Here is a 26124-nt window from a genome sequence, read left to right as displayed (position 1 = left end):
TCATGAAACATGCTTTTACGTTCCGCGAGAGCGGTACGTTTACGATCGCGCAATTTACGGACGTGCATTGGAACGACTGGGGGGAGCCGGGCTTGAACAGCGAAGAGGAGAATGCGCGCTCCCTCGCTTTGATGCAGCTAGTATTGCGGGAGGAGCGGCCCGATCTGGTCGTATTTTCCGGAGACGTCATCTCCGCGGGCAGATGCCGCGATCCGCGGGAGTCGTTCCGCGCCGCCGTATCGGCTGTGGAAGAAAGCCGCACGCCATGGGCGGTGGTGTTCGGCAATCACGACACCGAGGCGCAGATTACAAGACAGGAGCTGATGGAGGTCGCGGCGGGATTCGAATACGCGGTTGCCGAACCGGGACCCGCGGCTGTCAGCGGCGTCGGCAATTACATTCTGCATGTGCGGGATGGCGAAGGAAACGTCGGAGCGGCGCTTTACTTTTTCGATTCCGGCAATTTGTCCGCCTTGTCCCATGTGGAAGGGTACGACTGGATCCGTCGCGATCAAATCGGCTGGTACGAACGGGAATCCCGCCATTTAACGAACGTCAACGGAGGCCGGCCGCTGCCGGCGCTCGCCTTTCTCCATATCCCGCTGCCCGAATACCGCGAGGTATGGGAAAGCCAGACATGCTACGGGCATAAGTATGAGGAAGTATGCTGTCCGCCGGTCAACAGCGGATTGTTCGCGGCGATGGTCGAAATGGGCGATGTGATGGGCACGTTTGTCGGGCATGACCATATTAACGACTATACCGGTACGCTGCACGGCATTCGACTATGTTACGGCCGGGCAACCGGATTTAATACGTACGGGCGCGAAGGATTTCCGCGCGGGGCGCGGATGATCCAAATGAAGGAAGGCGAGCGCGATTTCGATACTTGGCTCCGGCTGGAAGACGGGTCGACGGTGACCAAGCAGCCCGAGCACCGTCCTTGTAGGTAAGCGACAATACGGACGCCGCGTGAGCGGCAATGATGGATACGGTACGGACTTGCAGACTGCGCTAAAGCAGCCTCTGCAAGTCCGTTTTCGTTATCGTTCGTTGTTGCAGTACAGCTCCGGCGGCCCTCCCATTGCTCAAACGTCGGTTGGTTCATACGCAAAAGTAACCGTTGTGAATCCGGTTTCAATAATGATATAGTAACAATTACATTAGCGGTTGAACGAGCGAGGAGGAAGAGGATGGAACATCAATGGTTGGCATGGGCCAAAAAAATACAAAGCATCGCGCAAATCGGATTAACATACGGCAAAGACGTGTACGACCTGGAGCGGTATGAAGAGCTCAGGCAGCTTAGCGTGGAGATGATGGCGGCCTATACGGATACGCCATTCGAGCGAATCCCGGATCTGTTCGCAAATGAAACGGGCTATGCGACGCCGAAAGTCGACATTCGCGCGGTCGTGTTCCGGGAGGGCAAGCTGCTGCTCGTGCGGGAGAAAATCGACGGAGCTTGGTCGCTGCCGGGCGGCTGGGCCGATATCGGACTGACGCCGGCGGAGGTTGCCGTCAAGGAAGTGCGCGAAGAATCCGGATTCGACGTCAAGCCGGTTCGCCTGCTCGGCATTCTCGATAAAAAATGCCATCCGCACCCGCCTTCGCCGTATCATGTATACAAAGTATTTATCCGCTGCGACATTACCGGCGGAGAAGCCAGCCAAGGGGTCGAGACGAGCGGCGTCGGCTTCTTCGGTCCGGACGAGCTGCCGGAACTTTCGACGGAACGGAATACGATCGGACAGATCGGACGCATGTTCGAATTTTGGCATCGTCCGGACGCCCCCGTTTTGCTCGATTAAGGAGAGGCAACGATGCTGGCCAAACTGCAGCGATACGTGAACGGGATCAACTTGCAAAACAAGCTGATCGTGCTGTTTCTGCTTCTTTCCGTCATTCCGCTGGCGCTACTCGGCACGTTTTCATACTACAAATCGTCGAATGTTATCCAGGAAAAAGTATATCAAACGGTGTTGGAAAATTTATCGCAAGTCAATTTCAGCCTCAATTATTTCGTCCGGGATATCGAGCAGCTTTCGATGTATATATACGGAAGCTCCGACATTCAAGAGGTGCTTGCAAAAGATCCGAACCGCAGCCTTGTCGAAAAGTACGAAGACGAGAAAAAAATGAACCGCATTCTCGAATCGTTTCTCGGGTTCAAAAATTGGGATATTGAAATTTATTTGCTCGGATTGAACGGGGACCGGTATTTTACGGGCGATTTGCTGCCGAATCCGTACGCGGAATTTAACCCGAACTGGGGGTTGTTCCGCAAAGCGCGATTAGCCGAAGGCAATGTCGTATGGGATACGCATTACGCGATGAAGAAAATCGACGACTTCGGCGTCGTGCTCAGTTCGGGCAGATTGATCAAAAAAATCGACACCAACCAGCCGCTCGGCTATTTAGTGATCGATATTATGGAGCCGGCGCTGGCCGACAAATACAATAAAGCCCATTTATACCCGGGCGGACAAGTGTTTCTGCTGGACAGAAACGGGTATACGATATCCAGCATTCCGTCGAAACAGCAAGTCGGCACGAAGCTGGACGAAAGCTTCCTGCCCAAAGTGCTGGAAGGCAAAAAAGGCTTCTTCAATGTCAAGGAGCCGTCGGGCGATTCGTCGATGATCATTTACGATACGTCGGAAGCGACGGGCTTTAAATTGATCAGCAAGGTGCCGGTTGCGGCCGTAACGAAAGACAGCCTCAGCATCCGCAATTTAACGGTCGCGGTCATCGTTCTGGAAGTGATCGTATTTTTCGGGATCGCTTATTTAATTTCGCGCACATTGACGCAGCCGCTGCGCAAATTGCGCTCGCTCATGCGCCAGGTTGAAAGCGGCAACATGAACGTCATGTTTTCGTCCCGTTACGACGACGAAATCGGGCAGCTCGGGCATAGCTTCAACAATATGCTGCAGCAAATCAAATTGCTGATCAACGAAGTGTACGAGAAGCAGCTTATGGTGCAGCAGGCGGAATTGAAGGCGGTGCAAGCGCAGTTCAATCCCCATTTTTTGTACAATACGCTCGATTCGATCAACTGGATGGCGCGCATTTACAAGGTGGACGATATTAGCCGCACGGCGATTTCGCTTGGCGAACTGCTGCGGTTCAGCATCCGCAAGGACGGGCCTTTTATTCCGCTCGGCGAAGATATGAGGCAAATCCGCAATTATTTGGTCATTCAGCAAATCCGGTACCGCGACAAGTATGAAGTGACATTCGATCTCGATCCGAGCCTCGAATCGTTGTATACGCTGAAATTGCTGCTTCAGCCAATCATCGAAAATGCGATTACCCACGGCTTGGAAATGAAAGTCGGCAAAGGGAAGCTGGATATCCATGTGGCCAAAATCGGCGACCGCATCCGGTTCGTCGTTCGCGACGACGGAATCGGAATGGACCCGGGAACGGCCGAACGGATTATGAGCGGCGGGTACGCTTCGGATCATCCCGAGAAGACGGGGATCGGGCTCGAAAATGTGCGGAAGAGGCTGCTTCTCTATTTCGGCCGAAATTATCGGCTTTCCATCGACAGCGCGCCGCAGCAAGGAACGACGGTGCAAATCGAAATACCCGTTTTGAATAGCGCGGAGGAGGGAGAACATGTATCGAATCGTCATAGCGGATGACGAATGGGTCATCCGGGAAGGATTGAGACGGACGATTCCGTGGGAATCGTTCGATTGCGAAATTGTCGGAGAAGCGGAGGACGGCATCGGCGCTTGGGAGCAAATCGAATGCAGCGCGCCCGATATTTTGCTGACCGATATTCGAATGCCCGGCTGCGACGGGCTGGATTTGGCGACGCAAGTGTCGCGCCATTATCCGCAAGTGAAAATCGTCTTCCTGACAGGGTTCGGCGAGTTCGCATACGCGCAAAAGGCGATTAAAGTCGGCGCGGCGGATTATATTTTGAAGCCGACCGATCCGGACGAGTTGATGAAAATTATACGCCGCATAACGGGCGAGATTGCGGAAGAGCGGCGCAAAGTGGACCATATGAAACGGCTCGAATGGCAAATCGCGATGCTGAACGGCACGGAAGAACAGGAGCCGCCCGCTTTGCAGCTTAAGGAAAAATACGATTTCAGCGCCATCGACGACTATTTGGAACGGCATTATGACGAGGATATATCGCTGCAGGAGGTGGCCTCGATCGTGCATATGAGCGAAGGCCATTTCTGCCGTCAGTTCAAGAAGCAGACCGGGCTGAACTTTGTCGAATATTTGACGAAAATCCGCGTGGAGAAGGCGAAGCCGCTGCTCGCCGATCTCAGCCTGAAAATTTACGAAGTATCGGAAAGGGTAGGTTATCAGGATTCGCGCTATTTCAGCCAAATTTTCCGCAAAGTAACCGGCGAAACGCCCACGGAATTTCGCAAGCAGTTGCAGCAAACGTGACACGCTGCAGTCCGCGCAAGGCGGATGATGAATCATGTATTTTATGCCTGCACCATCGCAGCTTTTTCCGCGTCGCTCGACGAGACGGATGGAGAAAATGCGATAGTGCAGTTTTTTTATGATTCCCGATCCATAAACGACCTTCCTTTGCCGCATCGATCAGGCGGAGTAACAAGGCCTGTTCAAGTATAATCCTGCTCAGGTATGCGAAAAATCGTACAAAACAAGCGGCTCACACTTCCAATCCATCGACTTAGTTCGAAATTTCATACATACTCGCCGATTTGAGCCCTGATCCTGCAAAGGTATACGAAAAATCGTACGAAACGAGCCGCGCACGCATCGAATCCGACTATTTTCGGCTGTTGGCGCAATTAGCGTCTCCTGTGTCCGCGAACTTGGGGAGCAGGGCGGTAGAAGTTAATGCAACAAAGCCAGTGGTTCAAGACCGAAACGGGGGAATTTTCGCCGAATAAGGGATCCTCTGTCCGCGGTTGCGGCAAAAACTAGCCTTGCAAATGCAATTTTACGTCGATGGATTCGAGTAACGCGTCCCGGACACCTATGTCAATTTTTTAAACGATTTTCGCAAAATCGTCACATTGAAAGCGCTTCATACTGGGTTTATAGTGAATTCAGTAATTGTTAAAGACATTCAGAGAGGGGTAACAGAGATGAAAAAACGAGTCATGTCAGGCGTGATCGCACTGCTCATTATCGCATTGGCTCTTGCGGGCTGCGGCGGTTCGGGAGGAGCGGGAAGCAACGAAGCCGGAGGCGAATCGGGTAGCGGCGAGGCGGCCAAATCGAAAGGGAAAATTACGATCTATTCGCCGAACGCGGCGGAGGTCAACAATCCGATCGTCAAGGAATTCCAAGATCGAACCGGCATTGAAGTGCAGCTCATTTCCGGCGGAACGGGCGAGCTCTTGAAACGGGTGCAGGCGGAAGAAGCGAATCCGCTCGGCGACGTATTCTGGGCCGGAGGCGCCGATTCGCTCGAAGCGTACAAGCAATACTTCGAACCGTACAAAACGTCCGAATTCGACAATTTGCAGCCGGAGCAAATCGGCAGCTCGCAGCACTGGACGCCGTTCGCCGCATTGCCGATGGTCATTATGTATAACAAGGAACTGGTGAAAGAGGACGAAGTGCCGAAAAGCTGGATGGATTTGCTGGATGCCAAATGGAAAGGAAAAATCGCCTTCGTCGATCCGGCGAAATCGGGCTCTTCCTATACGCAGTTGGTAACGATGCTGACCGCATTCGGCAAGGACGGCGATCAAGGCTGGAATTATGTGAAGAAATTCGTGGAGAACATCGACGGCAAGCTGTTGTCCTCCTCCGGCATGGTATATAAAGGGGTAGCGGACAAGGAATTCCCGGTCGGGGTGACGCTCGAGGAAGCGGCGCTGCGTTACGTTGAAGGCGGCGCGCCGGTAGGCATCATGTATCCGGAAGAAGGAACGTCGGCCGTACCTGACGGGGCTGCGATCATTAAAGGCGCGAAAAACATGGAGGAAGCGAAGCAATTTATCGATTTCCTCGTAGGCAAAGACGTTCAATCGCTCATCCAGAAGGAATTCAAGCGCCGTTCGGTGCGGAAAGACGCCGAGCCGATTGAAGGCATTCCGGCCATTAGCGAAATGAAGCTGGTCAATTACGATTTCGACTGGGCGGCTGCCAATAAAGACGAGTTGATCAAAAAATTCAACAGAATCGTAACCGGACAAGAATAAGCGATGCCTAAAGAGATGCCTGGCGGAATGCAAGCCGACAAGGCATCTCCCCTTTTCCGCATCTAAGAAACAATCCGATCAGAAGGCTGGAGGGATGATAGACGTGCAGAAAATTAGATTTGACCACGTCAGTAAATATTTCGGCGAGCAGAAAGCCGTCAACGACGCACATTTTACGATCGAGGCGGGCGAATTTTTTACGCTGCTCGGGCCGAGCGGCTGCGGCAAAACGACGCTGCTGCGCACGATTGCCGGTTTTTATCAGCAGGAAGAAGGGGACATATGGTTCGGCGAGCAGAAAATAAACCATGTTCCGACGTACAAGCGGAATATCGGCATGGTATTTCAGAACTACGCTATCTTCCCGCATATGACGGTATTCGATAATGTCGCTTATGGCTTGCGCGCGCGCAAAGTCGGCAAACAAGAAATCGAAAAACGGGTGATGGAAGCGCTGGAATTGGTCGAACTCAGCCATTTGCGCGACCGGATTCCGTCGAATATGAGCGGAGGCCAACAGCAGCGAATCGCTTTGGCGCGCGCGATCGTCATTCGGCCGGGGTTGCTCTTAATGGACGAACCGCTGTCCAATTTGGATGCGAAGCTGAGAATTAAGATGCGTTCCGACATCCGCAATTTGCAGAAGGAATTGAACATTACAACGATCTACGTCACGCATGATCAAGAGGAGGCGCTGGCCGTCTCGGATCGGATCGCGGTCATGAGCGAAGGGGTTATTCAGCAAATTGACACGCCGCAGAACATTTATTCCTACCCGCAAAACCGATTCGTGGCCAATTTTATCGGCACGTCCAATTTTATGGAAGCGCGCGGGAACGGTTGCGACGCCTCGACCGGAGCGACGAAGATCAGTGTGGCGAACCGCGATTTTCACGTACGGTTGAACCGGCGCTACGAGGGCGACGTGCTGCTCTCGATCCGTCCGGAGAAAATCTCGATTTCGCCCGATCGCGCGCAGAACGAAGGCGATTTGCTCGGGGAAATCGCGGACGTTACGTATTTGGGGGAAAAGGTCAGCTATCTGGTGAAACTCGCGGACGGCAGCGTACTGGACATCCAACAGCACGCGATCGAGCCCGATTCGCTGCTGCGGGCCAAACAGCGGGTCAATGTCAATTTGAACTTGGAGAAGGCGGTTATTTTCGACTCGAACGGGCAGGAGGTGCTTTACAGTGCAGCAAACGGCGCGAACCGGCCCATCGCCGCTACTGAAAAGGCTTAGTCTGCGCAAGTGGGATTTCTGGACCTTTATCATTTTAATCGGCTACATTTTTTTCTTTGCATTCGTCATTTACCCGCTGTTCAGCCTGTTTTTTTCCAGCTTGTACAACGAGGACGGCAAATTTTCCTTTTCGAACTACGCCGACTTTTTCAGGTTGAAATATTTCCGCAGCGCCTTGCTTAACAGCTTTATGGTATCCGGGCTTGCGACCGTGTTCGCGATTTTGATCGGGGTGCCGATGGCTTACGTGACGACCCGGTATAATATCGCCTGCAAAGGGCTCATCAATATTTTAATCATCATGTCGCTGCTTTCCCCGCCGTTTATCGGCGCCTATTCGTGGATTTTGATGCTCGGCAACAACGGGTTTATTACCCGCTTCTTGAACGATATCGGCATTCCGTTCGGCTCGGTGTACGGCTGGCAAGGCATCGTATTCGTCTTCACGCTGCAATTTTATCCGCATATTTATTTATACGTTTCGGGGGCGCTGAAGACGATCGACACCTCGCTCGAGGAGGCGGCGGAGAGTCTCGGCCGTTCCAGCTTCCGGCGTTTATGGAGCATTACGCTGCCGCTCATCTTCCCGACCTTGTCCGCGGGCGCGCTTATGGTGTTTATGGCATCGTTTGCCGATTTCGGCACGCCGATGCTGCTTGGCCAAGGGTTCAAAGTGCTCCCGATTCTCGCTTACGAGCAGTTCATTAGCGAAATGGGCGGCAACCCGGCGATGGCCAGTACGCTCAGCGTCGTTTTGATCCTATGCTCTACCACGATCTTATTCTTGCAGCGCTATTTCGTGTCGCGCAAAAATTACGCCATGTCCGGCATGAGAACGCCGAAAGTGGTGAAATTGCGCAAGACGCCGCGCATTTTGATTACGATCGGAGCGTTGCTCGTTGTCTGCGTTTCGATGATTCCGCAGGCAACCGTCATCGTGACTTCGTTCATTAAAACGAAAGGCCCGGTATTCCATCGCGGCTTCAGTCTCGATAGCTACAGAGAAATTTTGTACCGGGTGCCGCGGGCGATTATGAACACGTACAGTTTCTCGTTGATCGCGATCGTCATTATGATCGTGTTCGGCATGCTGCTGGCTTACGTGCTTGTCCGACGCTCTTCCAAGCTAACGGCAACGCTGGACGGATTGATTATGATTCCTTACGTCATGCCGGGAACGGTGCTCGGGATCAGCTTAATTATTGCGTTCAATAAACCGCCCCTCGTATTGACGGGCACGTGGATCATTCTCGTCGTCGCCTATGTCGTGCGGAAGCTGCCGTATACGATCCGCTCCAGTACCGCTATTTTGCAAGGATTGGATCGCGGGGTGGAGGAAGCTTCCATCAGTCTTGGCGTTCCGCCGATGAAGACCTTCTTCAAGACGACGGGCCGGCTCATGATTCCCGGCGTATTATCGGGAGCCATACTGAGCTGGGTCACGACGATTAACGAACTAAGCTCGACGATCGTCCTTTATTACGGCGCGACCGCGACCATATCGGTGACTATCTATAGCGAAGTGTTTACATCCAATTACGGCACGGGGGCGGCGCTCGCTTCTATCTTATCGATTTCCACGCTCATCTCGCTGTTGATTGCCAATAAGCTGACCGGCAAAAAAGATTTGCAAGTATAGCGGCTGAAGCCGGAACGCCGGTTTTGCGGTATAATAGGCGCAGAACGGATGGATCCGGGGGGAAACTGATGCAAGCAATCCGGCCGAAAGGCAGAAAGAAACGGTTCATCGGACTGGCGCTTGGTACGGCGCTCGCGGCGCTGGCGATTGTAAGCGTATGGCTGCTGCAAACGCCGAATCGGGTGGCCGAGCAAGAAACGGGAGCGCCCGTCTCGATCGAATGTTGGATTTATACGAAGGAACTGGTCGAGTACATCAACGAATTTGAAGCCGAAAATCCGGAATTCCATGCGGAAGTAAGAGTATTTCGTTCGGCGGGGCAGCTGTACGAAGAATTGAGCGCGGCCATTTCCGCGAACGCGGCGCCTCAACTCGCCGAAATCGGCGGGATGTACGGACTGGCCCAACTGGCGGACAGCGGCATGCTGGCGCAGTTGGACGACCGGTTCGGGGCGGACGCGTGGCTCGGATTTCATCCCGCGATGCTCGCCCCGTTCACGTATAATCAATACCGGTGGGCTCTCCCTGTCGGCGGGGAAGTTCCGGTCATTTATTATAACGGCGACATGGCGAGACATGCCGATCTCAATCCTTCTTCGTTCGTGTCGAACGTCTACGGCATGACGCAAGCGGCGAAGAAGCTGACGGTAGACATAAACGGCGACGGCATCGTCGAACATTGGGGCCTTGCGGTCGATTCCGATACGCCGTGGTATTTATTGAACTGGGCGGGAAGCGCGTCTTCGCCGCGCGGCGAAGACAGCTGGTTAAGGGCGTTTCGGATGTGGCAGCAGTTCGTGTTCGAGGACGAAGTGATGAAGCCGCTTCAACATCATTTCGCGCTGAGCGATTTTATCGACGGCGATGTCGGCATGCTGATTAGCTCGTCACGCAAAATGCCGCTGCTCGACCGGTATATCGGGGGAAAATTTCAATACGGCGTTTTGCCGTTCCCATTGTTCGAGGGACAGCAGTGGACGCCGAACGCGAGCGGACTAGCCATGCTGCGGGCATTGCCGGAACAGGAACGGCTGGCGCTTCGGCTGATGGAATATATGACGAACATCGACGCGCAGCTTGGCATGCTTCAGCGAACGGGGAAGATTCCTTCCCGGCTTGCCGCGATCGATCGTATGGCTCTGGATGAAGCGCTGGGGCCAAGGGAACGTACGGTGATCCGGCTGCAACGGGATTTCGCCAGCATGTTCCCGAGCGCGGACGATATGGAACGATGGGAGCGGCTGGCGGAAATAACGGAAAAGCTTGAGTCGAACGCCGAACTGGAGCTTGCGCCTTATGCGCATCGAATGGCGGAATACGGCCCGTTAATGCCGGGCGCCGCCGCCCATGACTGAAATAGTGGCATAATAAAGGGGGAATTCACTCGTGAAGGTGGAAACGTTGACGATAAAGGGGAGCAACGAGTGGAACGAAGACGCTTTAATTATGAACGAATCGGTTCGTTTGTTCGGCGTGCTGGACGGCGCGACGTCGCTTAGGCCTTTCCGCGGCCCGAACGGCGAAACCGGAGGATATTTGGCGTCGCAACTGGTCAAGCGGGAATTGGAACGTTTGGCGGCAAGCGATCTGGACAGCGTCCCGCTGCATAGCGCGGTATTGCGGGCCAATGCCCGGTTGCGGGAGGAGATGGCGGAGCACGGCATCGACGTCGCGCGGAAGGAAGATCTATGGACGACGGGCGTGGCGGCCGTACGCATCGGGGAGAACAATATCGAATACGCGCAAGCGGGCGATTGCATGATTGCCGCGTTTTATAAAGACGGCTCCATTCGCACCGTTTCCTACGATCAGGTCGATCATATCGACCAGCAAACGAAACGGATGTGGGAAGACGGCGTCAAGCAAGGAATGACGACGCGCGAACAATTGCGCAAACTGGTCGAACCGACGATTTTGTATAATAAAAGAACGATGAATACGTTGGACGGGTATGCGGTGCTCAGCGGGGAACCGGAACTGGCCGAGTTTCTCGAGTACGGCCGGATCAGCCGCATTCAATTGTCGGGGCTGCTCATTGTGACGGACGGCCTGTTCTTGCCGGCAGGCTACGAGCTTTCGGAGGCGGAGCGAACGGCGGGAATGGAGACGTTGGTGCGGCTCGTTCGGGACAAGTCGCTTCGCGGATACGCCGAATGGCTGATCGATTTGGAGGAGTCCGATCCGGAATGCCAGCGTTACCCGAGATTTAAAAAATCCGACGATAAGACGGGCGTATTATTGACGTTCGAATAACGATAACTGCGAGTTCAAAAAGTCAACTTTTCAGCACTGAGAAGGTCGCTTGTGGAGACATGAGGAAACGTTGACAAATCATTCCTAAAATGATAATCTGAATGAAACGAGGCATTCCGCCCTTACTGGGCGGGATGCCTTCGTGCATATTTATTGCAATTTACATTAAATGGTGAAAATCAAACGGGACGGTGATGCGATGGTTTTTGCTATTTGGGACAATACACTACAGAAAACGCTTACAACAAGGAGATTTAGCGATGTACCGTAAGAAAGAAAAGCAACGGCCTTCCGAAACGGAAACCGATGTGTGGATTTGCACGCATGCGGCTTGCAACGGTTGGATGCGCGCGGAATTTACGTTTGACGAGAAACCGGAGGAGCTTGACTGCCCGTTATGCGGTTCTCCGATGGAGCGCGGCGTTAAGATGCTGCCGCAAATGTAACGAACCGATTGGAAAGTATTATTTCGAAAGAAGGATTATCCGTATGAAAGATAACGATATCGTCCGCTATTTAAAGGAACAACTCTCCTATTTTAAGGAAAGGAAATTGGAGTTTATCGATACGCATTATCCGCAGCCCGAGCATCCGGCCCGCGCGAAGACCGACTCCTTGCTGTCCCGGTATACGTCACGGGTTCAACAGCTTATTGAGGAGACCGGAGAGAGCGGGCTGCGGTCGACCGATATAGTCGTCATCGGCAGTACCGTTACGATTTGCGATTTGGATACGGGAGGAACCGATACGCTTACGATTTGTTTTCCGGATCAAGCGAATATTGACGGCGGGGGCATTTCCTTTCTGTCGCCGATGGGTTCGCAATTGCTGCTTGCCGGAAAGGATGAGACGGTGACGATCGAAGTTCCTAACGGCAAGCTTCCGATCCGGATCGAACAGATCGAATTCGAAGCCCGGACATAATTGCCGCGCTGCGCAAGATGTACGATATACAACATGTTGAATGGCGGAAGGGCGGAACGGGGCGCTATGCTGCATATTGTGCAACAAAACCGCAATGAAAAGCGGCAATTCCGCCCGAATCGAATTGGAACGTTGCACATTTTACAACATTAGCATCATTGCCGTGAGGAAAGGGGCGCAAATGTTGTACTTTGTACAATACGAATCCCGGTTCCCGGTCGTTCCCGCCGGCGGAAGAAGATCCGCTCTTGCGGCAAGCGGCTGCACCGGGGTAATACGCTTGCAATCTAGCTTAGGTTTGCATATAATAGCTTGTAACGTATACACTATTCAAATGCAACGATGGAGAAGAGTAAGCAGCGCCTCTATACAGGGAGGAGATGCCGCAGATTGAGAGCGTCTCTACAGAATCAGGCTGCCGAAGTTCGCTCCGGAGCAGTTCCTTGAACCGGCAACGCCGAAGTAGAGGATACCGGTTTCGAGCCGTTAATCGATCGAGTGAGAGAATTGGCGCGCCGCAAATGGTTTTGTTCGCATATTTCCTGCGGCGGAGGTACGGCGATTCTCTAACAAGGGTGGTACCACGGTCTTTTCGTCCCTTACGGGAGAAAAGGCCTTTTTTGTTGCAACGGCAGACAGGAATGACGGAACAAGACGGAACATGTTGCACAGCAGAACGAAGGAGGAGATCGATTCATGAAGGAAAGACTGGAAGCATTAAAAGCCGAAGCGCTCGCAAAATTGCAGCAAGTCGACGATCCGCAGCAATTGAACGATTTGCGGGTGAAATATCTTGGCAAAAAGGGAGAATTGACGGAAGTGCTGCGCGGCATGGGCGGGCTCAGCGCGGAAGAACGCCCGATCATCGGCCAGGTGGCCAACGAGGTGCGCGCGGCGATCGAACAAGTGATTTCGGCCCATCAGGAACGCTTTTTGAAAGAAGAAACGGAAAAGAGGTTGCAGGCGGAAACGGTCGATGTGACGCTGCCAGGCAGACCGATGCGTGTCGGAGCGATGCATCCGCTTCAGAAGGTGATCCATGAAATCGAAGATATTTTTATCGGCATGGGATACAAAATCGCGGAAGGCCCGGAAGTGGAGCAGGATTATTACAATTTCGAAGCGTTGAACTTGCCGAAAAACCATCCTGCGCGCGATATGCAGGATTCGTTCTATATTTCGGAAGAAATTTTGATGCGTACGCAAACTTCGCCGGTACAGATTCGCACGATGGAAGCGATGAAAGGCGAAGTGCCTGTGAAAATCATTTGCCCGGGGAAAGTGTACCGCCGCGACGACGACGATGCGACGCATTCGTTCCAATTTTATCAAATCGAAGGTTTGGTGATCGACAAAAACATTCGCATGAGCGACTTGAAAGGAACGCTGCTTCAATTCGTGCGCGAAATGTTCGGCCCAAATACGCAAATTCGTTTGCGTCCGAGCTTCTTCCCGTTTACCGAACCGAGCGCCGAGGTGGATGTCACTTGCGCGAAATGCGGGGGCAGCGGCTGCCGCATCTGCAAACATACCGGCTGGCTTGAAATATTAGGTTCCGGCATGGTTCATCCGGAAGTGCTGCGCAAAGGCGGGTACGACCCGGAAGTGTACAGCGGCTTCGCGTTCGGTATGGGGCCGGACCGGATCGCGATGCTGAAATACGGCATCGACGATATTCGCCATCTGTATACGAACGATCTGCGTTTCTTGTCCCAATTTGCGCGCATATAATTCATGAATAAAAGGAAGTGAGCGTACGATGAAAGTATCCTATCAATGGTTGTCTGAATATATCGATTTAAGCGGCGTAACGGCCGAGGAACTGGCGGATAAAATTAGGCAGGCCGGCATCGAAATCGACGTTGTCGAACATCGGAATCAAGGCGTAACCCAAGTTGTTGCCGGTTACGTAAAGACGAAGGAAAAACATCCGGATGCGGACAAGTTGAACGTATGTACCGTGGACGCGGGTACGGGCGAAGAACTGCAAATCGTTTGCGGCGCGAAAAACGTGGCGGCAGGACAGAAAGTGCCGGTCGCATTGGTCGGAGCGGCTCTGCCCGGCGGATTGCAAATCAAGAAGGCGAAGCTGCGCGGCGTGGAGTCGCAAGGAATGATCTGCTCGGCGAAAGAACTGGGCATGAACGACAAGCTGCTGCCCAAGGAACAGCAGGAAGGCATTCTTGTGCTGCCGGACAATACGGAAATCGGCGCATCGATCATCGACGTGCTTGCGCTCGGCGACGACGTGCTGGAACTCGATCTGACGCCTAACCGCTCGGATTGCTTGAGCATGATCGGCGTCGCTTATGAGGTTGGGGCGATTCTGGGACGCGATGTAAAGCTGCCGCAACCGGACAAGGACATGACGGAGAGCGCCGTGCGGGCAAGCGACCGCGTTCGCGTTACCATTACGGCACGCGAGCAATGCAGCCGATATACGGCGCGGTACATCGCCGGCGTGAAGATCGGCCCGTCTCCGCAATGGATGCAAAACCGGCTGATCGCGGCGGGCGTACGACCGATCAATAATATTGTAGACATCACGAACTATGTAATGCTTGAGTACGGCCAACCGCTGCATGCGTTCGACGCCGACCGATTGGCCGGCGGACAAATCGACGTCCGTCTCGCCCGCGCAGGCGAGACGCTCGTTACGCTCGACGATCAGGAACGCAAGCTGGAGCCGCATATGCTGTTAATTACCGACGGCGAGAAGCCGGTCGGGCTGGCCGGCGTGATGGGCGGCGCCAATTCGGAAGTGACGGATGCGACGGTGAACATTGTGCTGGAATCGGCCAAATTCGACGGCGGAACGATTCGCAAGACGTCGCGTCAGCTCGGATTGCGCTCCGAAGCCAGCGCCCGCTTCGAGAAAGAAGTCAATCCGGAAGCGGTCGTTCCCGCTTTGAACCGCGCCGCCTCATTGATGGAACGCTACGCCGGTGGGGCGGTGGCCGGAGGCATTGTGGAAGCGGTCGTTTCGTTGCCGGAGCCGACCATCGTTCGCGTCGCCCTGGATAAAGTAAACCGGCATCTCGGCACGTCGTTTACGCTCGCGGAAGTGAAATCGATCTTGGAAAGGCTGCAGTTTGAATATGAAGAACTGGACGGCGGAGTATTGGAAGTGAGCGTCCCGAAACGCCGCGGAGACATCGCGCTTGACGTCGACTTGATCGAAGAAGTTGCGCGTTTATACGGCTACGACCGGATTCCGACAACGCCGATCGAAGGCGCGACGACGCCGGGCGGATATACGAAAGAGCAAAAAATTAGACGCGCGTTGCGCGAATTGCTGACTAGCGGCGGCATTCAGGAAGTCATCAGCTATTCCTTTACGCATCCGGGCCATACGGGGTTATTCGCGGCAGCTTCCGAGACGCTGCGGCCGATCCGCGTCGCGATGCCGATGAGCGAGGAGCGGAGCGTATTGCGCACCAGCCTGCTGCCGAATTTGCTCGATATCGCCGCTTACAATCGCAACCGCAAGCAAGAAGATATCGCCATCTTTGAAATCGGGCACAGCTTCGCCACCGAAGAAGCGGCCTTAACGAAATTGCCGCAGGAAAATCCGATGCTGGCTCTATTGCTCGCGGGCCGCCGCGAAGCCGCTCAGTGGAACGTCAAAGCGGAGCCTTGCGATTTCTTCGATTTGAAAGGCATTTTGGATGCCGTATTCGCTTATCTGGGCATCGCCGATCGGGTTCGCTACGAAGCGAACAAACCGCAAGGGTTCCACCCCGGACGCTCGGCATCCGTATACTTGACCGGGCAAGGCGAAGAACAATATTTGGGAACGATCGGCCAAATTCATCCGGAATTGCAGCATGCGAAAGATTTGGGCGATACGTACGTGTTCGAAATCGCGCTCGAGCCGCTGTACGCCGCCGCCGATTTCTCGATCGAATACCGGGCGCTGCCGCGCTATCCGTCGGTCGAACGCGACCTCGCGATCGTGCTGGCGCAAGAGATCGAAGTCGGCCAAGTCGTGCAAACGGCGAAGGAGACCGCCGGCGATTTGCTTGAATCGGTGCATGTATTCGACGTCTATACGGGCGAGAAGCTCGGAGCCGGCAAGAAGAGCGTGGCGATCTCACTCGTATACCGCCATCCGGAGCGTACGCTGACCGATGAAGAGGTGAATGAAATCAATAGCCAAATCGTGGCGAATTTGGAGCAAACTTTTGCCGCAGAATTAAGAAAATAGCAGGAAAACGGTACAGCCGCATCGAAATGTTTACTAGACGAATCGATGTGGCTGTATTCGTAGACGAATTGAAGGAGGGCGCGGCCATGGCAGCAACAGACCGAACACGAGTCACCGTTGATATATATGGATCACAATATAAGCTTGTCGGAGCCTCTAGCACGGATTATGTAAAAAATGTAGCGGCATATGTCGACGAACATATGCATCAAATTGCGAAAAGCAATTCGCGGCTGGATATGCCTCGCATCGCCGTACTTGCGGCCGTGCATATGGCCGAGCAAGTGATGCGAAGCAAGCAGGAGCAAGCGGAACAAGCGATGCGCAGCAAGCACGAACAGCAGCAGCTTCAGGCCGTCCAAGCGGAGAACGAGCGGCTGCAGCAGGAACTGGGCCGGCTGCGCGCCGAATTGGAGCAACAGCGGGAAGCGATGGCGAAACAGGACGATAAATTGAAAGGCCAAACGGCCCAAACGGCCGAACTGCAGCGGTCGCTTGCGCAAGCGCGCGAAGGCGAACAAGCTGCCGCAGGACAAACAAGCCAATTGAAAGCTCGCGTCGGAGAACTGGAACGCCAGCTGGAAGAGGCGAGATCGCAGTCGAATAAGACGAAGGAACGTTGCAAGCTGCTGGAATCCAATCATAGCCGTTTGCAGGATGAACTTCACAAAACGAAGCAGAGCCAGCAATCGTTGAAGGAACATAATGAGAAGCTGCAGCAGCGCGAGAGCGGCTGGAAAGCGGAAGAAGCACGGCTGAAGGAATTGGTGGAACAATGGAAGCGGCGCTCCAACGAACATTTGGCGAAGTACGACGCGTTGGAAAAACGGTCGAAAGCGCAGTACGAAGAGCTGGAAAAACGTTCGCAAGAACAATATTCCGAGTTGGAGCAGCGCTCGCAAGATCAATATGAAGAATTGCAGAAGCGGTCGCAGGAACAATTGGCGGCTTTGGACAAACAATGGAAACAAAAATTGTCCGAATTGGAATTGGCCGCTCAGGAGCAGTCCGCGGATTTGGAGTTGCGTTCCAAGGAACAGTACGAGGAACTCGAACGGACTTCAAGGGAACGGTATGAGCAGTTGGAGCGGAGTTCCGCGCAGGAGCGGGATCGGATGAAGACAGAAGCGCAAAAACAATATGAAGCGTTGAAACGGAGCGAAAAGGAAAAGTACGACGCCCTGGAACAACGTTCCAACGAAAGATATGAAGCGCTGCAAGCGAAAGCCGAATCGGAATACGGCTCGTTGAAGCAGCGTCTGGACGCCGCGAACGAGGAGCTCGATTCTTTAAAAGAACAATTCGAACTTGTATCGCATCAATACCGTCTATTGCAAGTGGAACATGAGATGGAGACGGAGAAAGCGAAGGAAACGTCGGAAGCGTACAGCCAACTGCAGGAGGAATACGCCAAGCTGCAGAACGAATATAACGAGTGGATCGAGCTGATTGAACAAGATCGATGACGTTTCGTCGCCTTCTTTCGCGATGGCCGCGGGCGTTTCGTTTAGAACATGGATTGGACAGAAACGAAGGGGAGCAGAGTGACTTTTAATACATTGGATTTAATGATATTCGGGGTCGTCGTTGCGGCTTGCATCTACGGCTATATTCGCGGATTCGTTCATTCGCTCATTTCCGTATTCGGGATATTCATCGCCTTTATCGCGGCGGTGATGTATTACGACGACGTAGCCCCATGGCTGCAGCGAACGATTCGTTTGAACGCGACGTTTGCCGACATTCTCGCGTTTATCGGTTTGTTCGTTCTCGCGAAATTCGGCTTGACGATCGTGGGCAAAATATTGACCGTGATTGCAAAAGCTCCGGGCATTCATCGATTGAACCGATGGTGCGGAGCTTTGCTTGCTTTCGTCGAAAGCTGCGTATTGATTGCCTTCATTGTCTTTATTATGCGCTTGTTCGAATCGCCGAACATTCAAACGCTCTTGAGCGGCTCATGGGCGGCGGGTCAGGTGGTGCGGTTGTTCCCGGATCTTGTCGCGGCAACGTTGCAGTTTGTCGAGCATATTACGAATAAATAATTTTCTCGCCCGAGAAACCGTAAACCGGAAGCGAAGCCAGCCGGACGATTTCCGCCGCTACGGTTGCCGGGTCTTTCCCGGTGCCGTGCATTTCCGACTTGATCATGCCGGGATCGAATAGATTGGCTAGTATGTTATAGTTCGATTCTTCGTCGGCGACCGTGCGGGTGAGCGATTCCAAACCGGCTTTCGCGGCGCTGTAAGCGCCGTAGCCGCCGGCGCCGTTCGCGGCAAGAGACGACGTAATGTTGACGATGCGGCCGTATTTCTGCCGTCGCATGATCGGAAGCGCGGCTTTGGTCATGAGGAACGGACCGGTCAAATTGACGTCGATTTGACGCCGCCATTCGTCGGGCTCCGTATCGAATATATTCGCGATATCCAACACGGCGGCATTGTTGACAAGAATATCGACTCGATGATAGCCCGCAAGGGCGGTTTCCACCGCATGCCTCACATCCGACTCGACCGACACGTCGGCCCTGACGGCGATTGCGCTTCCGCCGAAATAGCCGATTTCTTGCACCGTCTCCGTTATTTTCGGCAGCCTTCGTCCAATGGCGACGACGTTCGCCCCTTCTTTCGCCAAAGCAATCGCCGCCGCTTTACCGAGTCCGGTTCCGGCTCCGGTAACGATGGCAACTTTAGTTTGCACATCACCCATAATTCCGACCTCCTTACTGGTATTTAATTCAATATACCAGACTTTGGCTTTTATGGAAAGAGGGTTTGCGCCGTAAAAGGGGCATAAAACAAAAAAAATTCCCCTGCATCGTGAAGCAGGGGGATCCTGGCGATTGCCGGCATCGTAAACGAAAGATTAACGTCCGGCTTCGTACGGGGTGCTGATGGGGATGAACAAGTCGATAATCCCGATTACCAAAGCGGCCAGAATGGCTCCGATAATCGAAACGCTGACTCCGCCGACGAAGAACTGCGCGACCCAAATGACGAGCGCACTCGCTAGAAAGCCGACGATGCCTCGACCGAACGGCGTTACTTTTTTGCCGAATATGCCTTCGATGATCCAGCCGAACAAAGCGATGACAAGGGCCAGCACCAAGGCGCTCCAAAATCCGCCGACATGAAATGCCGGAACGAGCCATCCGACCACCATGAGCACAATTGCTGAGACAACGAAACGAACGACATGTCTCAGAAAAGTCATGTGAAATTCCTCCTTAAGATCGATATTCCTCCGCTCTTGCAAAGGTTCGTGAACTGATGAGTAAGACTCGATTCAACCATTATTGTACCCGAAGGCCAAACTTCTATTAGTGGAAGGATTCGTAAGGAGTGGAATAGCTAAACCTTATTGGTTCGGATATAATAACAACGAGGGGAGTTGTTATCGTTTTGGACGACAAAATATTAAAAACAATGGAATTTTCCAAAATTTTAAATAAATTGGCTTATCACGCCGTGACGAGTCTCGGCAAGGAATACGCGGAATCTCTTCGCCCAAGCGGCAATCTCGAAGACGTAAAGCGCCGTCTGCAAGCGACGGACGAAGCGTATAAAGTCGATCGCTTGAAGGGCGGGGCCCCGTTCGGCGGCATCGCCGACATACGTTCCGCGTTGCAGCGGGCGCGAATCGGCGGAATGTTGAACACGCACGAGCTGTTGGATATCGCGAATACGATTTACGGCGGCCGTCGCTTGAAACGGTTTATCGCCAATATCCATGAAGAGGATCCCGTTCCTTTGCTGGATGCGCTCAGCGAGCAAATATCCGAACAGAAGCCGCTCGAGGATGCGATTAAAGCATGCATCGACGATCAAGCCGAAGTGATGGACAATGCCAGCAGCGAGCTGGCCGCGATCCGGCGCGAGCTTCGGACAGGCGAAGTTCGAATCCGCGAGAAATTGGAGCAAATGATCCGTTCGAATTCGGTCGCGAAAATGCTGCAAGAGCAACTGATTACGATCCGCAACGACCGATTCGTCATTCCGGTGAAACAAGAATATCGTTCCCATTTCGGGGGCATCGTACACGATCAATCCGGTTCGGGCGCAACCTTGTTCATCGAGCCGGAATCGATCGTTGCCATGAACAATAAACTGCGCGAGGCGAAGTTGAAGGAAGAGCGGGAAATCGAAAAAATATTGCATCGCTTGTCTTCGCTTGCCGGCGAGCAAACGGAAATGCTGCTCTACGATGTCGATATACTCGCCCAGCTTGACTTTATATTCGCGAAGGCAAGGCTGGCGCATGAAATGAAGGCCTCCTTTCCGCGCATGAACGACCGCGGATTTCTTAAATTGCGCAAAGGACGCCATCCGTTGATCGCGACCGACAAAGTCGTTCCGCTCGACGTCGAGCTGGGCAATTCCTATACGTCGATTATTGTGACCGGACCGAATACCGGCGGAAAAACGGTGACCTTGAAAACGATCGGCTTGCTTAGTTTAATGGCGATGTCAGGCTTGTTCATTCCTGCCGAAGACGGCAGCCAATGTTGCGTATTCGACGCGATTTACGCCGATATCGGCGACGAGCAGAGCATCGAGCAAAATTTAAGCACCTTTTCAAGCCATATGACGAACCTCATTAACATATTGCGGCAAATGACGGGGAAAAGCTTGGTGCTGCTCGACGAATTGGGAGCCGGTACGGATCCGGCGGAAGGCTCGGCGCTTGCGATCGCCATTATGGAACATATTCACAGCTTGGGCTGCCGCATGGTGGCGACTACCCATTACAGCGAACTGAAAGCTTACGCTTATGAACGCAAGGGCGTTATTAACGCCAGCATGGAATTCGATATCCAAACGTTAAGCCCGACATATCGGTTGCTCGTCGGCGTGCCGGGACGAAGCAATGCGTTCGCCATCGCCGAACGGCTCGGTTTGCCGCAGCAAATGATCGAAAGAGCGAAGGGCGAAGTGAAGGAAGAGGATTTGCGCGTCGAGAGCATGATCGCTTCGCTCGAAGAGAACCGGCTTACCGCCGAAGCCGAACGCGAAACGGCGCAGCGCCTCCGCCAAGAACTGGAAAAGCTCCGTCAGCAAGTCGAGCGGGAACGGGATCGATTCGAGCAGCAGCGCGACAAAATGCTCGCCAAAGCGGAACAAGAAGCGCGCGACGTCATCGCCAAGGCGCGGAGCGAAGCGGAGCAAATTATCGCCGATTTGCGCAAATTGGCGAAGGAAGAAGGCGCCTCCGTCAAGGAGCATAAACTGATCGCCGCGCGCAAGCAGCTTGACGAGGCAGAGCCGAACGAACGACGCGCGAAGACGGTTCGCCCCGGCGCGAAGCAAACGCGGAACATCGAAGCCGGCGACGAAGTTGTCGTGTACAGCTTGAATCAAAAGGGGCATGTCGTCGAATTGGCCGGGTCCGGCGAGGCGATCGTGCAAATGGGCATTATGAAAATGAAGGTGAGTTTGAACGATTTGGAGCTTGTGCAGCAGGCGCCGGCCAAAGTTCAGCAACAGCGTCATGTCGCCAGCGTGAAACGTTCGCGCGACGAGCATGTCCGTTCGGAGCTGGATTTGCGCGGTTCGAATTTGGAAGAAGCGCTTATCGAGGCGGATCGGTTTATCGACGAAGCGTTTCTGTCCAATCTCGGGCAGGTGTATATTATTCACGGAAAAGGCACGGGAGTGCTGCGCACGGGCATTCAAGATTATTTGCGCAAGCATCGGCATATTAAATCTTACCGTTTGGGGAATTACGGCGAAGGCGGCGCGGGGGTAACCGTTGTCGAATTAAAGTGATGGAACGGGGGAGTGAAACAGGGTGGAAGTCGATTTGGAAACGCTGCTCGCCAATCCGTATTTCGGAATGGTCGCTTATTTTTCGGTTGCCGTCTTGGCGCTCATCGTGTTTTTGTATTGTTTCGAATTTGTGACCAAGTATCGCTGCTGGGACGAAATTAAAAAGGGCAATATGGCTGTCGCCATGGCCACCGGGGGGAAAATATTCGGAATTTGCAACATTTTTCGCTTTTGCATTACCGCCAGCGATTCGATTTACGAGTCGTTGATCTGGGCATCCTTCGGCTTTGTCCTGCTTTTAGTCGCATACTTTATGTTCGAATTTGTAACGCCCGTGTTTCGTATCGACCATGAAATTCAAAAAGACAATCGCGCCGTCGGCTTTATCGCCATGATGATTTCGATTTCGCTATCTTATATTATCGGAGCGGGTTTATCTTAATATTAAGCGTTGATATGGGGGGACAGGCATGAAATACTTGTGGGGATCGTTATTCGCACTGGCTATTATCGTGTTCGCGGCCGGCATTATTTTTTGGATCAATATTGAATGATAGAACAAAATAAAGGAATGATATGTGATGAATACCATTTGTCCCTGGTGTCAAACGGAAATTGTATGGGATGAAGAACTCGGTCCCGAAGAAGAATGTCCTCATTGCAACAACGAGCTGACAGGCTACCGCACGCTGCAAATTCAAATTGACGAGAACGCGGACGAGAACGATTCCGAGGTATTCGAAGCTTCGGTCGAAAAAGTGCTCGATTCGCAGCAGGAAGCGCCGGAATGCATCTATTGCCGGGAATATATGCTGCTGGCGGGAGAACAGACGGTTCGGGCCGACTCGTTTAAGCCGAATGTCCCCGCTTCATTGGGCCAACCGGTGTTGGAAGCGCCATTCCGGCTTCATGTCTACGTATGCCCGGGCTGCTTCCAAGTCAATACCGTCCTGTCGGACGAAGATCGGCAGCGGATGATCCAAAGATTGATCCGTTAATATCCGTTCACCATCATGCCAATTGGAAAACCGTTTAAGCGGACTGCCCGCGAGAACGGTTTTTCGTACAAGTTCGAAGGCAAAAAAGCAGCTTTTCGGTTGGCACATCGCGCAAATTCGTTGTATTATTATTATTATGGTTCTTTGGAGGTATGGGGTATGAATGAACTCAAAATGAAAATTCTGGATATTCTTAAAGAGGATTCCAGAAGAGATGCGGAACTGATCTCTACGCTGCTCGGCGTGTCCGAAGCGGAAGTGAAGGCGGCGATTGCGGAGATGGAAGAGGAACATGTCATCGTCAAGTATGCGACGGTCGTCAACTGGAGCAAAGTGGAAGACGATAAAGTGACGGCTCTGATCGAAGTGCAAATTACGCCCGAACGCGGCCGCGGATTCGAAGGCATAGCCGAACGCATCTATCTGTTTCCGCAAGTGAAATCCGTATACCTCATGTCGGGCGCTTACGATCTGCTCGTCGAAGTGGAAGGGAAAAGTTTGCGGGAAGTTGCAAGTTTCGTATCCGACAAACTGTCTCCGATCGAATCCGTGTTATCGACCAAAACGCATTTCATTCTTAAAAAATATAAACAGGACGGCATTATTTTCGAACAACGCGAAGATGATCACCGTCTGTTGATCTCGCCGTAAAGGAAGTTGCGCCATGATTAAAAATGAAGAAAAACAAACGTCAATGAACTCCTATCTGTCTCCGCTCGTTCGCGACATTCCCCCGTCGGGTATCCGCAAGTTTTTCGATTTGGTGAGCGCGAGCAAAGACAAGGACATCATTTCGTTAGGTGTTGGCGAACCGGATTTTTGTACGCCTTGGCATGTGCGCGAAGCATGCGTGTATTCGCTTGAACGGGGGATGACGAAATATACGTCGAACGCCGGGCTTATCGAATTGCGTGAAGAAATTGGAAACTACTTGCATCATCAATTCAAAGTGACATACGATCCGGCGAAGGAAATTATGGTTACGGTCGGCGGCAGCGAAGCGATCGATTTGGCGTTGCGCGCGCTCATTGCGCCGGGAGACGAAATATTGATTCCCGAGCCGTCCTATATATCCTATTCGCCGATTGCGTCGATCGGCGGCGGCAAAGTGGTAGGTATTGAAACGTTCGCGAAAGACGAGTTCAAGCTCACGGTCGAATCGTTAAAAGCGAAATTGACGCCGCGCTCCAAAATTTTAATTTTATGTTACCCGAGCAATCCGACGGGCGCCATTATGTCTTACGAAGATTTGCTTCCGATCGCGAAAGTCGTCGAAGAGCACGATTTGATCGTCATTTCCGACGAAATTTACGCCGAATTGACATACGACCGGAAACATGTCAGCGTCGCTTCGGTGCCGGGGATGAAAGATCGGACGATTCTCGTCAGCGGATTTTCCAAAGCGTTCGCGATGACCGGCTGGCGTATGGGATACGCTTGCGGACATCCCGATTTGATTTCCGCCATGTTGAAAATTCATCAATATACCGTCATGTGCGCTCCGGTCATGGGGCAAGTCGCCGCATTGGAGGCGCTCCGCAACGGGATGGAAGAGAAGGACCGGATGATCGAATCGTACAACCAGCGCCGGCGTCTCGTCGTGAAAGGATTCCGCGAGATCGGCCTGGAATGCCATGAGCCGCAAGGGGCGTTTTACGCTTTCCCTTCGATTCAAGCGAGCGGCATGACTTCGGAACAATTCGCGAATCGGTTGTTGGAAGAAGCGAAAGTGGCGGCGGTGCCGGGCGATGTGTTCGGTTTGGGCGGAGAAGGATTTTTGCGCTGTTCGTATGCGACTTCGATCGCCCAATTAAACGAATCTTTGGAGAGAATTGGCAAATTCATGGATAAAGTGAGAAATAATTTATAATAAGGTACCAATCATAGGATTATTTTGTTATAATATAGCATATATTTTCCTTTTTGTTGTCTTTTTGAAATGCTATAATTGGATTTTGGCGGGCAATTTTTACTCCGGGGGGGGATCGTGTTGATTTGTGTAGAAAATGATTTGCTCATAAGTGATGCAAATAAGTCATCTTCGTCAGCGGTTACTCTGGAAGACGAAATTCAGTTTTTGCGTATTCAAATGGAACAAATGGTATTGCAAGAACAATCCTTCACGTCGGACACCGTCATACAGATAAGCAGTCTGCTGGATTTGAAGATAAATGAATATATGAGAAATAATCCGAGAAAATAAGCTAACGCTAGGCAATCGTTCGAACGATAGACTTCCCGAGGAAGGTTCCGCCGGAACCTTCTTCTTTTTTTGATTTCCGCATTTATGTTATATTGTTTAAAAGAACGATGATAACGACGCGTGCGAGAAGCCGTTCCAAAATAATTGACGATGGAGGGGTTCGATTTGCTGATGATGGTAACGGGCGGGATCGGCAGCGGGAAAACGGATTTTGCGCTTCGCTACGCTGCAGGTTTGGGAAGAGAAGGCATTTATATCGCGACCCGTGAGCCGAATGGAGAAGCCGAACGTTCCGCTCCGAACGGTTTCCAATGGAAAGTAATGCATGCCGGGCTCGAGTTGCCGCACGTTATCGATCAAATCAACCGGGAATCGAATATTTATCGCGCGCAGCGGCGGGTTGTCGTCGTCGATAGCATTGCGTCGTGGCTTTATGAGGAATACCGGCATTTGTCGCGCATCCATGCGCTCGTTTCGACGTTGGAAGCCGAACTGTCGGCGCGGGCGGAAGCGATGATCGAGGCGGTTATGTCGTTTCAAGGGATGATCGTTATCGTTTCCAACGAACTTTATGGCGGATGGGACGATCCGCTGCCGGAGAAATCCGCTTTTTTCCATACCGCAGCTGCGGTCAACCGGCGGCTTGCCGCGGAATGCGCCGAGCTGTTTCTGCTGACCTCAGGCATTCCCGTCGAGCTGAAACGCATGCGAAGCCGCTAACTGTACCTGTT

The 26124-nt window shown here is 52.8% G+C and carries 24 protein-coding genes and 1 other annotated feature; of the genes, 22 read left to right on the top strand and 2 right to left on the bottom strand.

The features are described 5' to 3' along the window. Positions 1–2: 2 nt before the first annotated feature. The 15 genes from LQ229_RS01730 to LQ229_RS01660 all read left to right on the top strand — a co-directional run bounded on the left by LQ229_RS01730 (position 3) and on the right by LQ229_RS01660 (position 18472). A complete protein-coding gene (locus LQ229_RS01730; protein ID WP_230190778.1) occupies positions 3–953 on the top strand; it encodes a metallophosphoesterase family protein in 951 nt (316 codons plus the stop codon). Positions 954–1193: 240 nt separating this feature from the next. Beyond that, complete coding sequence (locus LQ229_RS01725) at positions 1194–1811, top strand: NUDIX hydrolase (RefSeq protein ID WP_216538543.1); 618 nt, start codon at positions 1194–1196, stop codon at positions 1809–1811. A 12-nt stretch (positions 1812–1823) separates the two neighbouring features. Beyond that, the gene (locus LQ229_RS01720) at positions 1824–3650 is read left to right on the top strand and encodes a sensor histidine kinase (protein WP_230190777.1); all 1827 of its coding nucleotides are present in this window, start codon (positions 1824–1826) and stop codon (positions 3648–3650) included. Continuing rightward, on the top strand, positions 3625–4422 hold the full coding sequence (locus LQ229_RS01715) for a response regulator (RefSeq protein WP_216538541.1): 798 nt from the start codon (positions 3625–3627) through the stop codon (positions 4420–4422). Before LQ229_RS01720 ends, LQ229_RS01715 begins: the two co-directional genes overlap by 26 nt. A gap of 674 nt (positions 4423–5096) precedes the next feature. Beyond that, positions 5097–6161, top strand: a complete 1065-nt coding sequence (locus LQ229_RS01710) for an ABC transporter substrate-binding protein (protein WP_230190776.1) — start codon at positions 5097–5099, stop codon at positions 6159–6161. Between the two features lie 103 nt (positions 6162–6264). Then, positions 6265–7404 (top strand): ABC transporter ATP-binding protein, encoded by a 1140-nt coding sequence (locus LQ229_RS01705; protein WP_230190775.1) that lies wholly within the window; start codon positions 6265–6267, stop codon positions 7402–7404. Next, on the top strand, positions 7355–9043 hold the full coding sequence (locus LQ229_RS01700) for an iron ABC transporter permease (RefSeq protein WP_230190774.1): 1689 nt from the start codon (positions 7355–7357) through the stop codon (positions 9041–9043). The genes LQ229_RS01705 and LQ229_RS01700 overlap by 50 nt, the downstream gene beginning before the upstream one ends. A 68-nt stretch (positions 9044–9111) precedes the next feature. Further along, complete coding sequence (locus tag LQ229_RS01695; protein ID WP_230190773.1) at positions 9112–10398, top strand: extracellular solute-binding protein; 1287 nt, start codon at positions 9112–9114, stop codon at positions 10396–10398. Between the two features lie 31 nt (positions 10399–10429). After that, positions 10430–11296 (top strand): protein phosphatase 2C domain-containing protein, encoded by an 867-nt coding sequence (locus tag LQ229_RS01690; RefSeq protein ID WP_230190772.1) that lies wholly within the window; start codon positions 10430–10432, stop codon positions 11294–11296. Between the two features lie 260 nt (positions 11297–11556). Further along, on the top strand, positions 11557–11742 hold the full coding sequence (locus LQ229_RS01685; protein ID WP_216538536.1) for a cold-inducible protein YdjO-related protein: 186 nt from the start codon (positions 11557–11559) through the stop codon (positions 11740–11742). Between the two features lie 43 nt (positions 11743–11785). Beyond that, positions 11786–12220 carry a GreA/GreB family elongation factor gene (locus tag LQ229_RS01680; protein ID WP_216538535.1) on the top strand — a complete coding sequence of 145 codons (435 nt, stop codon included), beginning with the start codon at positions 11786–11788 and terminating at the stop codon, positions 12218–12220. A 330-nt stretch (positions 12221–12550) separates the two neighbouring features. Continuing rightward, positions 12551–12823 (top strand) — a binding site (T-box leader). A 93-nt stretch (positions 12824–12916) separates the two neighbouring features. Further along, positions 12917–13951 carry a phenylalanine--tRNA ligase subunit alpha gene (gene pheS / locus LQ229_RS01675; protein ID WP_216538534.1) on the top strand — a complete coding sequence of 345 codons (1035 nt, stop codon included), beginning with the start codon at positions 12917–12919 and terminating at the stop codon, positions 13949–13951. 28 nt (positions 13952–13979) lie between these two features. Next, a complete protein-coding gene (pheT, locus tag LQ229_RS01670) occupies positions 13980–16427 on the top strand; it encodes a phenylalanine--tRNA ligase subunit beta (protein WP_230190771.1) in 2448 nt (815 codons plus the stop codon). Positions 16428–16453: 26 nt separating this feature from the next. After that, positions 16454–17893 carry a cell division protein ZapA gene (gene zapA, locus LQ229_RS01665; RefSeq protein WP_230190770.1) on the top strand — a complete coding sequence of 480 codons (1440 nt, stop codon included), beginning with the start codon at positions 16454–16456 and terminating at the stop codon, positions 17891–17893. Between the two features lie 78 nt (positions 17894–17971). Next, entirely contained in the window at positions 17972–18472 is a 501-nt protein-coding gene (locus tag LQ229_RS01660; RefSeq protein WP_230190769.1) for a CvpA family protein, read from the top strand. On the opposite strand, the gene LQ229_RS01655 is transcribed toward LQ229_RS01660, so the two are convergent. Further along, a complete protein-coding gene (locus LQ229_RS01655; protein WP_230190768.1) occupies positions 18459–19136 on the bottom strand; it encodes an SDR family oxidoreductase in 678 nt (225 codons plus the stop codon). The two genes, LQ229_RS01660 and LQ229_RS01655, sit on opposite strands and share 14 nt — an antisense overlap. Before the next feature lie 156 nt (positions 19137–19292). Next, complete coding sequence (locus LQ229_RS01650; protein WP_216538529.1) at positions 19293–19640, bottom strand: phage holin family protein; 348 nt, start codon at positions 19638–19640, stop codon at positions 19293–19295. A gap of 188 nt (positions 19641–19828) precedes the next feature. Between LQ229_RS01650 and LQ229_RS01645 the strand changes: the two genes are divergently transcribed. From LQ229_RS01645 to LQ229_RS01615, 7 genes are all read left to right on the top strand, one after another. Next, a complete protein-coding gene (locus tag LQ229_RS01645) occupies positions 19829–22192 on the top strand; it encodes an endonuclease MutS2 (protein WP_230190767.1) in 2364 nt (787 codons plus the stop codon). Positions 22193–22214: 22 nt separating this feature from the next. After that, complete coding sequence (locus tag LQ229_RS01640; protein ID WP_216538527.1) at positions 22215–22634, top strand: DUF350 domain-containing protein; 420 nt, start codon at positions 22215–22217, stop codon at positions 22632–22634. Between the two features lie 139 nt (positions 22635–22773). Continuing rightward, positions 22774–23190 carry a hypothetical protein gene (locus LQ229_RS01635; RefSeq protein ID WP_216538526.1) on the top strand — a complete coding sequence of 139 codons (417 nt, stop codon included), beginning with the start codon at positions 22774–22776 and terminating at the stop codon, positions 23188–23190. 159 nt (positions 23191–23349) lie between these two features. Then, positions 23350–23841: an Lrp/AsnC family transcriptional regulator gene (locus tag LQ229_RS01630; RefSeq protein ID WP_216538525.1), complete on the top strand. Its 492-nt coding sequence runs from the start codon at positions 23350–23352 to the stop codon at positions 23839–23841. A 13-nt stretch (positions 23842–23854) separates the two neighbouring features. Continuing rightward, positions 23855–25060, top strand: coding sequence for an aminotransferase class I/II-fold pyridoxal phosphate-dependent enzyme (locus tag LQ229_RS01625; RefSeq protein WP_290370000.1), 1206 nt, complete (start codon positions 23855–23857; stop codon positions 25058–25060). Positions 25061–25180: 120 nt separating this feature from the next. Continuing rightward, positions 25181–25393, top strand: coding sequence for an aspartyl-phosphate phosphatase Spo0E family protein (locus LQ229_RS01620; RefSeq protein ID WP_230190810.1), 213 nt, complete (start codon positions 25181–25183; stop codon positions 25391–25393). A 171-nt stretch (positions 25394–25564) separates the two neighbouring features. After that, positions 25565–26113, top strand: coding sequence for a bifunctional adenosylcobinamide kinase/adenosylcobinamide-phosphate guanylyltransferase (locus LQ229_RS01615; protein ID WP_230190809.1), 549 nt, complete (start codon positions 25565–25567; stop codon positions 26111–26113). Positions 26114–26124 lie beyond the last annotated feature (11 nt).

The sequence above is a fragment of the Paenibacillus sp. CECT 9249 genome (assembly GCF_918697855.1).
Taxonomy (GTDB): domain Bacteria; phylum Bacillota; class Bacilli; order Paenibacillales; family Paenibacillaceae; genus MSJ-34.
The sequence above is the reverse complement of the archived record's forward strand: the minus strand, read 5'-3'. Positions and strand labels throughout refer to the sequence as shown.